The 12,410-nt window shown below is 72.4% G+C and carries 14 protein-coding genes; 6 read left to right on the forward strand and 8 right to left on the reverse strand.

Annotated features, from left to right (window positions below):
* A complete protein-coding gene (locus tag EDD26_RS11575; protein WP_123697856.1) occupies window positions 1-507 on the forward strand; it encodes a COG4315 family predicted lipoprotein in 507 nt (168 codons plus the stop codon).
* A gap of 83 nt (window positions 508-590) precedes the next feature.
* Window positions 591-1,298: a 4a-hydroxytetrahydrobiopterin dehydratase gene (locus tag EDD26_RS11580; RefSeq protein ID WP_123697857.1), complete on the forward strand. Its 708-nt coding sequence runs from the start codon at window positions 591-593 to the stop codon at window positions 1,296-1,298.
* A 33-nt stretch (window positions 1,299-1,331) separates the two neighbouring features.
* On the opposite strand, the gene EDD26_RS14765 is transcribed toward EDD26_RS11580, so the two are convergent.
* Both EDD26_RS14765 and EDD26_RS11585 read right to left on the reverse strand, forming a co-directional pair.
* Complete coding sequence (locus EDD26_RS14765) at window positions 1,332-1,484, reverse strand: hypothetical protein (protein WP_170165627.1); 153 nt, start codon at window positions 1,482-1,484, stop codon at window positions 1,332-1,334.
* Window positions 1,485-1,565: 81 nt separating this feature from the next.
* Window positions 1,566-3,314: an FAD-binding protein gene (locus tag EDD26_RS11585; protein ID WP_123697858.1), complete on the reverse strand. Its 1,749-nt coding sequence runs from the start codon at window positions 3,312-3,314 to the stop codon at window positions 1,566-1,568.
* Between the two features lie 70 nt (window positions 3,315-3,384).
* Here EDD26_RS11585 and EDD26_RS11590 point away from each other — a divergent pair, with 70 nt between their 5' ends.
* Window positions 3,385-4,359 (forward strand): LysR family transcriptional regulator, encoded by a 975-nt coding sequence (locus EDD26_RS11590; RefSeq protein WP_123697859.1) that lies wholly within the window; start codon window positions 3,385-3,387, stop codon window positions 4,357-4,359.
* Between the two features lie 79 nt (window positions 4,360-4,438).
* On the opposite strand, the gene EDD26_RS11595 is transcribed toward EDD26_RS11590, so the two are convergent.
* The 3 genes from EDD26_RS11595 to EDD26_RS11605 all read right to left on the reverse strand — a co-directional run bounded on the left by EDD26_RS11595 (window position 4,439) and on the right by EDD26_RS11605 (window position 7,132).
* Window positions 4,439-4,825: a cupin domain-containing protein gene (locus EDD26_RS11595; protein WP_123697860.1), complete on the reverse strand. Its 387-nt coding sequence runs from the start codon at window positions 4,823-4,825 to the stop codon at window positions 4,439-4,441.
* 88 nt (window positions 4,826-4,913) lie between these two features.
* The gene (locus EDD26_RS11600) at window positions 4,914-6,326 is read right to left on the reverse strand and encodes a phytoene desaturase family protein (RefSeq protein ID WP_123697861.1); all 1,413 of its coding nucleotides are present in this window, start codon (window positions 6,324-6,326) and stop codon (window positions 4,914-4,916) included.
* Complete coding sequence (locus tag EDD26_RS11605; protein ID WP_245989873.1) at window positions 6,323-7,132, reverse strand: UbiA family prenyltransferase; 810 nt, start codon at window positions 7,130-7,132, stop codon at window positions 6,323-6,325. Before EDD26_RS11605 ends, EDD26_RS11600 begins: the two co-directional genes overlap by 4 nt.
* 421 nt (window positions 7,133-7,553) lie before the next feature.
* Here EDD26_RS11605 and EDD26_RS11610 point away from each other — a divergent pair, with 421 nt between their 5' ends.
* Entirely contained in the window at window positions 7,554-8,210 is a 657-nt protein-coding gene (locus EDD26_RS11610) for a GNAT family N-acetyltransferase (protein WP_123697863.1), read from the forward strand.
* Between the two features lie 157 nt (window positions 8,211-8,367).
* Here the strand turns inward: EDD26_RS11610 and EDD26_RS11615 are convergent, their stop codons facing one another.
* Window positions 8,368-8,868 (reverse strand): GNAT family N-acetyltransferase, encoded by a 501-nt coding sequence (locus EDD26_RS11615; protein WP_245989875.1) that lies wholly within the window; start codon window positions 8,866-8,868, stop codon window positions 8,368-8,370.
* Window positions 8,869-8,951: 83 nt separating this feature from the next.
* Here EDD26_RS11615 and EDD26_RS11620 point away from each other — a divergent pair, with 83 nt between their 5' ends.
* Window positions 8,952-10,340, forward strand: coding sequence for a M20/M25/M40 family metallo-hydrolase (locus EDD26_RS11620; RefSeq protein WP_170165628.1), 1,389 nt, complete (start codon window positions 8,952-8,954; stop codon window positions 10,338-10,340).
* 17 nt (window positions 10,341-10,357) lie between these two features.
* Here EDD26_RS11620 and EDD26_RS11625 read toward each other — a convergent pair whose 3' ends face one another.
* Window positions 10,358-10,903 carry a MarR family winged helix-turn-helix transcriptional regulator gene (locus EDD26_RS11625; protein WP_245989876.1) on the reverse strand — a complete coding sequence of 182 codons (546 nt, stop codon included), beginning with the start codon at window positions 10,901-10,903 and terminating at the stop codon, window positions 10,358-10,360.
* A gap of 89 nt (window positions 10,904-10,992) precedes the next feature.
* Here EDD26_RS11625 and EDD26_RS11630 point away from each other — a divergent pair, with 89 nt between their 5' ends.
* Window positions 10,993-11,307, forward strand: coding sequence for a hypothetical protein (locus EDD26_RS11630; RefSeq protein WP_123697864.1), 315 nt, complete (start codon window positions 10,993-10,995; stop codon window positions 11,305-11,307).
* A gap of 18 nt (window positions 11,308-11,325) precedes the next feature.
* Here the strand turns inward: EDD26_RS11630 and EDD26_RS11635 are convergent, their stop codons facing one another.
* A complete protein-coding gene (locus EDD26_RS11635; protein ID WP_123697865.1) occupies window positions 11,326-12,384 on the reverse strand; it encodes a trans-sulfuration enzyme family protein in 1,059 nt (352 codons plus the stop codon).
* Window positions 12,385-12,410 lie beyond the last annotated feature (26 nt).

The raw sequence follows: 12,410 nt of genomic DNA on the forward strand, positions 1-12,410 counted from the left end.
ATGACTTCGAGGACCACCACGGCGGCACTGGCCGCCGGACTGCTCGTCATCGCGCTCGCCGGCTGCGCGAGCCCGTCGACCGACTCCAGCTCGCCGCCGCCTGTGTCGCCCTCCGAGGAGGCGCCGTCGAGCTCCTCCGAGGAGCCCAGCACCTCGGCGATGCTCATGGTCGCCGACTCCGACGTGGGCGAGATCGTCGTCGACGGCGACGGCATGACCGTCTACATGTTCGACAACGACACCCAGGGCGCCGGCGCGAGCGTGTGCGAGGGGGACTGCGCGACCAATTGGCCCGCGGTCACCACCGAGTCGGAGGCCCCTGAGGTCGAGGGCGTCACCGGCGAGGTGGGCACGATCGAGGGCGTCGACGGCGCCACGCAGGTGACGCTGAACGGCTGGCCGCTCTACTCCTTCGCAGGCGACAGCGCCGCGGGCGACGTCGCGGGCCAGGGCGTCGGCGGCGTCTGGTGGGTGCTGTCAACGGCGGGGGAGCGCATGGCCGAGTGACCGCGTCGGGACGCGCATCCATCCCGGCGCCGCCGATCGATGGACTGGCGGGGCGGAGGGACTGCGGTCATAGACTCCGGCCCATGGACATGCTGGGGGGCGGGCAGATCGCCGCGGCCGGACTCATCGATTGGCGCAAGCTCGCGCAGGGCCTGCACGCCCGCTACGTCATCGACGAGTTCGCGACGGGTGCGCGCTTCATCACGGCGGTGGGGGAGGCGGGCGACGCGATCGGCCACCACCCCATCGTCTCGATGGGCAGCGGGTACATCGACCTCGAGCTCATCAGCGACGATGCGATCTACCGCGACGGCGAGGGCACCGAGCACGTCGTCGGCTGGGTCACCCAGCAGGACATCGACCTCGCGCGCAGCATCTCGGAGGTCGCCGCCGACCACGGGCTCCAGGCCGATCCGGCGTCCGTGAGCCACATCGAGCTCGGCCTCGACACGGCCGGCTCCTCGACCATCGCGCCGGTGTGGGCCGCGCTGCTCACCGGAAGCGCCGACTCGCAGGGCCGAGGGTCGCCCACCGACGAGATCCGCGACGCCACCGGGCGGGTGCCGAACCTGTGGTTCGGCGACGCCGGCGAGGGGTCGGCCTCGCGCCAGCGCTTCCACGTCGAGGTCTACGTCGCCCCCGAGGTGCGCGAGCAGCGGATCGCCGCAGCCGTCGCCGCCGGCGGGACTGTCGTCGACGACAGCCAGGCGCCCTCGCTGACCGTGATCGCCGATCAGGACGGCAACACGGGCGTCCTCTGCGTCGACGTGTCGGCGGCACCGCAGAGCTGACGGCGCCGCCGGCCAGCGCGCGGGCGGCGTGGGTCAGTCGTCGCGCCCCGTCGCGACGAGCGCGAAGGCACCGAGGAGCGCGAGGATCGACCCCGTCACGCCGACGGCCGCGACGATGATCGCCAGCATGAACGGGTTGTCCAGCGCGACGCCCGCGTCGTGCGCGGCGGTGGTGATGGTGTGCATGGTCTGCCCTCCAGAGGATCCGACGGAGCGGCAGGTCGACCGCGCCATGTGCTCAGCCTGCCAGCGACCCGGCGCCGCGACCTACTCGACGAGCTTGCCAGCCACCGAGTCGTCGACGCCCGCCTCCGCGAGCGCCCGGAAGCTCTCCGGGGCCGGCGCGAGGGGCTCGAAGCTGACGCCCCCGCTCGGCGACCACACGAAGTTGCCCTGCAGGGTCACATCCGTCTCGGGGAAGTCGGCCCGGTTGTGGCAGCCGCGCGTCTCGCGCCGCTCCAACGCGCACTCCAGCGTGGCGCGAGCCGCGAGCAGCGAGCCGAGCAGGTCGAAGGCATGCGCGAGGTCGTCGAAGCCGGCGATGTCGGGATGCGCGGTGACGTGCTGGGCGCGCTCCTCGAGCACCGCGAGCGACTCCAGCCCGGCGCGCAGGCCCTGCTCGGTGCGCACGACGCCCGCATGCTCGGACATGAGATCGCGGACGGCGCGCTGCAGCCGGCGCGCGGACTCGTCGCCGCCATCGCGCAGCAGCGCCGTCATCTCCTGACGAGCGAGCTCGACCGCTGCGGGATCGCGGCGCACCTCGGTGCGCGCGGCGACGTAGGCCGCGGCGTGCTCGCCGGTGATGCGTCCGTAGACGAGCAGCTCGATGAGCGAGTTGCCGCCGAGGCGGTTCGCGCCGTGCAGTCCCGACGATGCCTCGCCGATCGCGTAGAGCCCGTCGACGCCGGTGCTGTGGTCGTCGGCCGCGACCCACACGCCGCCCATCGAGTAGTGCGCGGTCGGCGCGATCTCCATCTTCGTCGTGGTGATGTCGAGCATCTGCAGGTCGATGAGCGTGCGGTACACCCTCGGCAGCTGCTGCAGGATGCGCTCGCGCGGGAGGTGCGACACGTCGAGGTAGACGCCGCCCTTCTCGGTGCCGCGCCCCTCCGCGATCTCCGTGAAGCTCGCGAGGGCCACGCGGTCGCGGGTCGACAGCTCCATCCGCTCGGGGTCGTAGCGCTCCATGTAGCGCTCCCCGAGGGCGTTCGTGAGGATCCCGCCCTCGCCGCGCGCGGCCTCTGACACCAGGGTCCCGGCCGCGTCGTCGGGCTCGAGCAGGCCGGACGGGTGGAACTGCACGAGCTCGGCGTCGCGGATCCGCGCCCCGGCGAGGGCGGCCAGCCGGAAGGTGTCGCCGGTGTTCTCGTCCCGGCGCGACGACGTGTGCCGCCAGATGCGCGTGTGCCCGCCTGCGGCCAGGATCACGGCATCCGCGTGGATCTGCACGGGCGTGCCGTCCACGATGTCGAAGCCATAGGCGCCGAAGATCGTGCCGTCGGCGACCAGGAGGCGCGTGATGTAGATCGTGTCGATGATCTGCACCTGCAGGGCGGCGGCACGGCGCATCAGCGTGCGCTGCAGCTCGAGGCCGGTGTAGTCGCCGGCGTAGGCCGTGCGGCGGTAGGTGTGGGCGCCGAAGAAGCGCTGCGAGATGCGGCCGTCCTCCTCGCGCGCGAACGGCATGCCCCACTCCTCGAGCTCCGCGATCGCGCGTGCGGCGCCCTGCGCGACGGTCTCGACGATGGCCGGGTCGGCGAGGAAGTACGACTCGCGCAGCGTGTCGGCGGCGTGCTGCTGCCAGGTGTCCTCGTGATCCATCGTCGCGAGGGCGGCGTTCATCCCGCCCGCGGCGAGCGTCGTGTGGGCGTCGTGCTTGCGTCGCTTGCCGACGGCGAGCACCTGGACGCCCTGCTGCGCGAGCTCGATGGAGGCGCGCAGCCCGGCGCCGCCGGTGCCGATGACGAGGACGGAGGTCGAGAGGATGCGCTCGGACGTGTGCGGTGCGGTCATGTCTCCACGGTACGAAGGCGGACGTGATGCGTCCAATGCATAGTTTGGGTCAGGCTCATGCGGATACGCTATGGGCATGAAGATCGAGCAGCTCCGTTCCTTCGAGGCCGTCGCTCGCATCGGCAGCTTCACGAGAGCGGCTGAGGAGCTCTTCCTCGCACAGCCGTCGTTGAGCAGGCAGATCGCCGCGCTGGAGGACGAGGCCGGCACCCCGCTGCTCCACCGGGCGCCCGCAGGCGTGACGCTCACGCCGGCGGGGGAGGTGCTGCTGCCGATCGCGCGCCGCATGCTCGCCGACGCGAGCGCCGCTCGTGAGCAGCTCGACGAGCTCGCCGGGCTCCGCCGCGGCAGCGTGCGCCTCGGCGCCCCGCCGACGCTGTGCGTGTCGCTCGTGGCCGACGTGCTGGCGGCGTATCGCGCAGCGCATCCCGACATCGAGCTGCACATCACCGAAGGCGGCTCCCGCTCGCTCGTGCAGGCGATGGACGAGGGAGCGCTCGACCTCGCGCTCGTGGTGACGCGCGGTGCGGGGGCGATGGCGCCGGGCACGGAGCTCGTGCCGCTGCTGTCGGAGGAGCTGGTGGTGATCTCGTCGGCCGCGCGAGGGAGCGCGGGGGAGGGGCTGCTCCCGGCGCGCCGCGGGGTCACGCTGGCGCAGCTCGCGACGATGCCGCAGGTGGCGTTCAACCGCAGCTACGACCTCCGCGTCGCGACCGACGCCGCGTTCGCGTCGGCCGGGCTCACGCCGACGATCGCGGTGGAGGGCGCCGAGATGGATGCGGTGCTGCGGTTCGTCGAGCGCGGGATCGGGGTGGCGGTCGTGCCCGCGATGGTCGTCATCGATCGTCCCGGGCTGCGGAGCATGAGGCTCCTGCGCCCGCAGCTCTCGCGCACCGTGAACCTCGCCCGCCGCACGGGCGTCGGCCCGTCCGCGGCGGCCGCCGCGATGCAGGACGTCATCTTCGAGATGGTCGCCCGCGTCGCGGCGCCCGGCACGGAGCTCGCGGACCGCGTCGACGTCGCGCCGCGTGGCGAGCGCGACTGAGCCTCCGAAGACGCGGGTGCGCAGGACGACCAGGTAGCCGATCGGCGGCAGCAGCACCGCGTGCTGCACCCATCCGCGCTCAGCCGCGGAAGTCGCCGACCTGCTGCTCGACCGGAACCGTGCCCTCCACGACGACGCTGCCGGTGTGCGCGGTCGTGACGGTCTCGACCAGCACGATGTGCACCTCCTCGTCGGCGATCGGGTTGTGCTGCATCCCGCGGGGCACCACGTACAGCTGGCCGGGGCCGAGCACCACCTCACGGTCGTCGGGGAGCTGGATGCGAAGGCGGCCCGAGATCACGAGGAACATCTCGTCCTCGTGCTCGTGCGCATGCCAGACGAGCTCGCCGAGCAGCTTCGCGACCTTCACGTACTGGTCGTTCACTCGAGCGATCACACGGGGTGTCCAGTGCGCGTCAACCGCTTCCAGCTCGGCGGACAGGTCGACTCCGGGGATCTGCGTCATGGCACCATCCTGCGTGGTCGCCCATGGCGACAGCGGCACGGCGCTCGATCTCTTCGGACGACGTAGGGGACCGGCTGACAGGTGTGGCTCACGCCGGATGGCGCGCCAAGAGCTTCGAGACCCCGATCATCGCACCGCCGAGCACCGCCGGGATCCCGCCGCCGGGATGCACGGATGCGCCCACCCGCCAGAGCCACGGCGTGCGGACATCGTGGTGCGGCGGCCGGTGCAGCGGCCCGCTCATCCAGAGCGGTCGGGCCGCGCCGTAGAGGGCGCCGTGAGGCTCGCCGAACGATCCGAAGTACCTCGGATCGAGCACGGTGCTGTCGACCATCCCGTCGGTCACCGGGGCGTCGAGACCCATCGCCGCCGAGATGCGATCGACCTCCCGGCGCACGAACGGATGCTCTGCCGTGTACTCCCGCCCGTCTGCAGGAGCCGTGAGCAGGACGGCGAGCGTGCTGCGCCCGTTCGGGTACACCTCACCCGCGCGGTAGTGGTTGACGAACGCCATGGTGTCGGCCGGCTCATCGCCGGCAGCCAGGCTGCGGTGCAGCGCAGCGGGCTCCCGGGGCAGGACGATGCTGTGCGCGGCGAGCCCCTCTGGGAGCGGCTCGCGGAGCACGCCGTAGATGGCGACGGCAGAGCAAGAGAGCGTGCGCGGTCGGCGCGGCGCCCGGTCGCGACCGAGCAGCGCGTCGACCCGCTCCGCGTCGAGGGCGCTGACCACGAGGTCGGCGCGATGCTCTGCGTCGGTGGTGCTGACCCAGCCTCGTCGGATGCGGGTGACCGTCTCACCCGTCCGCACCTCCACGCCTGCGGCCTCCGCCAGCCGCCGCAGCGCGAGCGCGATCTCGAAGACGCCGCCGCGGGGCACCCAGACGCCCGACTGGGCCATGACCGCCGGCATGCTCGCGTACAGCGCCGGCGTGCGCGCGGGGGAGACGCCCGCGTTCAGGGTGTGGATGGCGATGATCTCGCGCAGCCCGTCGGGCAGCCAGGGGAGGCTGTCGAGGTAGGCGCGCGTGCTGAGCCGCGTGCCGTAGACGCCGAGCAGCCGCCGCAGCGCCGGCAGCGAGGCTCGGTCGAGGGGATCGGCGACGAGCAGGGCGGTGACGTCGTCGGTGAGCGGCGCGTGGACGTCGCTGAAGCGCTGCCAGGCGGGGAACCACGGATGGTCGGGCTCGACCGGCAGCGTCGTCGTGTGGCCGTCGTAGTAGTAGCGACCGACCTCGGGCAGTCGCTGCAGCTCGAGCTCGCCGGCGTCGGCGACCGCTCGCGGTCCCGAGTCCAGTCGGCGGAGCAGCCGCTCCCAGACGCCCGGGAAGGTGACGAGCGACGGACCGGTGTCGATGCGCTCGCCGTCGATCTCGATGCGGCGGCTCTTGCCGCCGACCGTCTCCGCGGCCTCCAGCAGCGTCACCCGGTGCCCGGCGTGCGCGAGCAGCGCGGCCGCGGCGAGACCTCCGAGCCCGGCTCCGACGACGACGACGCGGCTCACGGGTACATCCCGAAGAACATGGCGGCGAGCAGGATGCCGCTGGCGACGGAGCCCGCGATGTAGGGGAACGCGACCGACAGCGGGTAGAGGCGGTGCCCGGTCGCGGGGGTCGGTCGCCGCAGCAGCAGGACGACGAGCGCGCCGGCGATGACGAGGTTGACGGCGGCGACGGGCAGGCTCACGGTGGCGAAGAGCACCGTCGACGCGAGCCACCACGCACCGCTCCACACGGCGGTGCCGCGGGCGCCGAGCAGCACGGCCGTGGTCGTGATCCCGACCTGGCGGTCCTCCTCGATGTCCTGCACGGCGTCGAACGCGTGCTTGGCGACGCTCCAGGCGAGCAGCCCCGCGACCGCCGGCCACACGGGCTGCGCGTCGAGCGCGAGCGGCATGAACAGCAGCGGCAGCCCGTAGGCGGCGTTGCTGAGCGAGTCGACGAAGGGCCGCTGCTTGAAGCGCAGCGGGGGAGCGGAGTAGCAGACGAAGACGCCCGCGTAGAGCGCGATCACCGCGATGGCGGCGGGCGGCAGCGCGACCGCGAAGTAGGCGAGGAAGGGCAGGTTCGACGCCACGACGCCCCACGCGATGAGGCGCACCTCGCGGGGCTCGATGCGCGCGCCCTCGATCGATCCCTTCCGCGGGTTCAAGGCGTCGGTGTCCTGGTCGAAGATGTCGTTGACGCCGTAGATCAGCAGGTTGAAGGGGAGCGTCAGCCACAGGATGAGCGGGATCGCCGCGACGTCGAGCAGCTGTCCCGTGAGCCACATGCCGAGCAGGCCGCCGCCGACGGTGTTGATCCACAGCACGGGCCGCGAGATCTGGACGAGGCGGCCGAGCCTCGACCGCGCCTCGGACGAACCCGTCCGGGGCCGAGCCTGCTCAGCGATGGCGGCGCTCGAGGCGTGTGCGGGCTGCCGCAGCGCGGTGATCGTCGATGGCGGTGCTCCTCGGACGGGACGAGGGCGTGAGCTGCTCCCGTCTGCCGCGATCGTAGCGCCGCCTTCCGGGCGCGACGCCTGCGTCGGGCGCGTCGCCGCTCCGTCGAGCTCGCTAAGGGATGCCTCGGCGGCGGCAAAGGGCTCTGCCGCTGAGACGGGGGTGTGGTCCGGGGAGCCGCGTCGCCGTCCGAGGATCGCGGCTGGGTATCGGGGATATCAACGTAGGTGGCGAACTCGTGCATCGCGCCGTACCTGCATCGCGAGCGGGGTCGTGAGCTAGCGTCGGCATGTGCTGTCGTACCCTCCGCTGAACGTTCGCGTCACGACGCCGAGGATCCAGTTGGCGGGAGCCACCGACGAGCTGCTTGCCGAGCTGCAGCAAGTGGTGCACGACGGGAAGGCGACGGCAGATCCGGCACCGTATGACGATCCCATGTCGCTCTACGAGGCGGATCCAGACGTCCGCGTGCGCAAGTGGCTGCAGGCCATCTGGCGTGGCCGCGGCTCCGTCACGCCTGACTTCTGGCGCCTGCAGTTCGTCGTCGTCGTCGACGGACGCCCGGTCGGCATGCAGGACCTGATCGGCGATCGCTTCAGTACCTATGGCACTGCGGTGTCGTTCTCGTGGCTCTCCAGCGATGAACGGCGACGCGGAATCGGCGTCGAGATGCGCCAGGCGATCCTCCATCTGGCCTTCGACGGGTTCGGTGCATCGGAGGCGACCACGGAAGCATTCCTCGACAACGCCGGATCGGACGGCGTGTCTCGGTCCGTCGGGTACGAGCCCAATGGACTGGTGTGGGCGAGCCGTCGCGGCGAACCTGGCCTGATGCAACGGTGGCGTTTGACACGCGAGGCCTGGCTCGAGAGACGACGTGACGACATCGACCTGCGCGGTGTTGAGGACTGCAAGGCGACCCTCGGGTTGACCGCCATGAACACGTGAACAGGGCGCCATGGACGGCGAGCGTCTCGCGCGGCCCAGGATGACCAGGTCGAGAGACCTCACGAACGGGGGTACCGCTCACTGCAATCCGACATAATGTGCATTATCGGCGATGCGCAACGAGCCGGATCGCAGTGCTCAGCACACTTGGCTGGTCTCAGCCCGCGGCGAGCTGCTCGAGCACGTCGCCCGTGAGCCGCTGCGTCGTCCACTCGTCGAGCGGCGCCGCGCCGATCGCGCGGTAGAAGCCGATCGACGGCTCGTTCCAGTCGAGCACCGTCCACTCGAAGCGTCGGTAGCCGCGCTCGACGCACACGGCGGCCAGCGCCGCCATGAGCGCTCGCCCGTAGCCGCGGCCGCGCTGCGACTCGTCGACGTACAGGTCCTCGAGCCAGACGCCGTGCGTGCCGGTCCACGTCGAGTATGTGAGGAACCAGATCGCGATGCCGACGAGCGTGCCGTCGCGCTCGACGACGTGCGCGAAGGCGCGCGGCTCGTCCCCGAAGAGCGTCTGCGTGAGCAGCTCGGCCGTGTTCTCGACGGCGTCGGGCTCCCGCTCGTAGACCGCGAGCTCGTGGATCAGGGCCAGGATGCCCGGCTCGTCGCCGGGGCGCGCGGTGCGCAGCAGGGCGCCGTCGGGCAGGGTTCGGGAGGTCACTCCGGGATCCTACGGCTCGGCGTCCGCGCACCTCGCGGCCCTCCGGCTGGGCGGATTACGATGTGCGGCCAGAGGAGGCGACGATGCCGAGGCGCGATGACGGGATCCGGGCGTTCGTGGACGCCCACGAGGACGACATGGTCGCCGAGCTCTCGGCGTGGGTGCGCATCCCCTCGGTCGCGGGTGTGCCGGAGCGCGAGCGGCATCTGCGCAGGTCGGCGTCGTGGCTCGCGGGCGCGCTGCGCGACCTCGGCTTCCCGATCACGGAGATCTGGCCGGGCGAGACCGGACCCGCGGTGTACGCGGAGTGGTGCGAGGCACCGGGAGCGCCGACCGTCCTTGTCTGCAGCCACCACGACGTCCGCGCCGTCAAGGACGAGAACTGGGACGAGACCGCGCCGTTCGAGCCCGTGGTGCGCGGCGGCCGCCTCTACGGCCGCGGCAGCTCGGATGCGAAGGGCCAGGTGCTCGCGCACCTGTGGGCGGTCCGCGCGCACCTGGCGGGCGGCAGGTCGGCGCCGGCGGTCAACCTGAAGCTGCTCGTCGAGGGCGAGGAGGAGGCCGGCTCCCCGAGCCTCGCCGGCATGCTCGACGAGCAGCGCGCGCGCCTCGACGCGGACGTGATCCTCTTCTCGGACACGCTCCTGTGGCGCGCGGACCACCCCGCCCTCTGCACGAGCATCCGCGGCATGATCGGCGCGCACCTGGAGGTCTACGGGCCGCTCACCGACATCCACAGCGGCGCCGTCTCGGGATCCGCGCCGAACCCTGCGATCGAGCTCGGCCGGCTGCTCGGCGAGCTGCAAGACGGCGAGGGCAGGATCACGCTGCCCGGCTTCTACGACGACGTCGAGCCCATGTCGGACGGCAGGCGTGGCGAGCTCGCCGCGCTGCCGTACTCCGACGAGGACTGGCTCACGCGATCCCACACCCGCAGCATCCGGGGCGAGACGGGCTTCACCGTGCTCGAGCGGCTGTGGGAGCGGCCGGCGCTCGAGGTGATCGCGCTCGCCGCCGGCGACCCGGTCGGGGTGAAGCGCGCGGCCGTGCCGTCGATGGCGGCGGCCGACCTCAGCATCCGGCTCGTGGCCGGCCAGCGCGTCGAGGTCGTCGCCGAGCAGCTGCAGCGATGGGTAAACGAGCGCATCGCCGACGGCTTCGACCACAGCGTGGAGGTGGAGGCGCTGATCGCCCAGCAGCCGTACCGCACGCCTGACACCCCGTTCGTCGACGCGCTCGCTCGGGCGATGGCCGAGGGATTCGGGGTGGACGAGGTCGGCCGCATGGGCAACGCGGGCGGAGGTCCGGCCGACCTGCTCGCGACGGCGATCGGCGCACCGGTGGTCTTCTTCGGCACGGGTCTCGTCGAGGACAACTGGCACGACAGCGATGAGAGCGTCTCGCTCGAGATGCTGCGCTCGGGGGCGGCGACGCTCGCCCACCTCTGGGATGCGCTCGGCGCGACCGGCTGATCAGCGGCGCGAGCCGCTCAGGCCGGGAGGATCGGTGCCTCGTCCGGCCCGTCGTGCCCGTCGTGCGCGTCGTGCTCGTCGACGTGCTCGATGGCGTCCGACATGCGCGCGAGGAAGGCGGCGACCGCGTGCCGCTCCGCCTCCCCCATCTCGTCGATGACGCCGATCATCCGTCGGTGCATCGCGCCGAGCGTGGCGCGAACCTCGCTGTCGGTGTCGGTCGTCGGCACCACGATGGTCGCTCGACGGTCGTCGGGATGCGGCTCGCGGCGCACGTGCCCGCTCTTCACCAGCCGGTCGACGAGCGCCGTGACCGAGGGCGAGGCGAGCTGCAGGGCCGCCGCGAGATCCCGCTGCCGCATGGCGTCGCCGCGGCGCTGGGCCTGCAGCAGCGTGCGGAGCGCGAGCAGGTCGGTCTCCCCCATGCCCATGGAGGATCGGGTCCGTGCGCGCATCGCGCCCTCCGCCGCGCGGTAGCGCCGCAGCAGGTTCAGGACGTCGACGCTCGACGGCACCGCGTGCTGCGGGTACCAGTACCCGCTCGACGCTGCGGTGGTCTCCACGCCACTCCCCCGATCTCTGCTGGTGCAAGCATAGCGTTCGACCGTGATACATTTCGATCGTCGAACTAACGAAAGAAGGAGCACGGCTGATGTCGCAGACCCTGGTGCCCAGCACGAGCTCCTTCGACGGCGCGGCGATCCGACCGGTCACGTGGGCGTCGCCGAGCAGCGACCTCTGGGTCGCGTCGGTCATCGACGCCGACGGTGTGCGCTTCCTCGGGTTCGTCGAGCGCAGCCTGGACGACTACCTCGCGGTCGATGGCTCCGGCGTCTCGAAGGGCCGGTATGCCGACCTGGACTCCGCGAAGCGCGCGATCGACGGCGAGTCCGCCCCGGCGACGGCGCGCCACTGGAGCGAGACCGGTGCGCCGATCCTGACGGTCAGGCAGCTCCGCTCGCGCTGAGCGAGTGCGAGCGGCTGCTCAGCGCAGCGCGCCGAGCAGGTCGTCGGCGAGATCCTCGATGTGCTCGATCCCGACCGACAGGCGGATGAGCCCCTCGGGGATCGTGGGCGCCTCGGTCGCCCAGCGGCGGCGGCGCTCGAGCGTCGACTCCACGCCCCCGAGGCTCGTCGCGGGGATCCACAGCTGCACCCGGTCGACAACCCGGTCGGCGGCCGCGGCATCCGCGAGCACGATGCCCAGCACCGTGCCGAAGCCGGGATCGCGCACCTCCACCACGCCCGGCGCATCCGCGAGCCGGCGAGCGAGCTCGCGCGCGTTCGACTGGGCGCGCTCGAGCCGCACCGACAGCGTCCGGAGGCCGCGCAGCGTCAGGAACGCCTCCATCGGGCCGGGGATCGCGCCGTGCAGGCTGCGGTGCTGGCGGATGCGGTCGGCGAGCGCGTCGTCGCCGGCGACCACCGCGCCGAGCACGACGTCGCTGTGGCCGGCGATGAGCTTCGTGGCGGAGTGGACGACGAGGTCGGCGCCGAGCTCGAGCGGGCGCTGCAGGAGCGGCGACGCGAACGTGCTGTCGACGACGCTCAGCACCCCGGCCGCGCGGGCGGCGGCGGCGAGCCGCGCGATGTCCGCGATCTCGAGGGCGGGATTCGTGGGCGACTCGAGCCACACGAGGGCCGCTCCGGGGATCGCGGCCTCCACCGCGTCGGGGTCGACGATGTCGACGCGGCGCACCTCGAAGCGTCCGGAGCCCGCCTCGGTGTCGAGCAGGGCGAGGGTGCCCTGGTAGGCGTGCCGCGGCACCACGACGGCGCCGCCGTGCGGCACGAGGCTCAGCACGGCGCTCACGGCGGCCATGCCGCTCGCGAACGACAGGCACGTGCCGCCCTCCAACGCGCCGAGGGCATCCTCGAGCGCCGTCCAGCTGGGATTGCCGTAGCGCGCGTACTCGATCTCGCCGCCGGCGACGAACGCGCTCGCGAACGTGACGGGCGTGCTCGTCGGCGCGTCCGGGGTGCGCGGTGGGCGTCCTGCGCTCACGGCGATGGTCTCGGGGCGCAGCGCGGTGCGATCAGACATGCCCCCATCCTGGCACCGTGCCGATG

The sequence above is a fragment of the Agrococcus jenensis genome (assembly GCF_003752465.1).
Lineage (GTDB): Bacteria > Actinomycetota > Actinomycetes > Actinomycetales > Microbacteriaceae > Agrococcus > Agrococcus jenensis.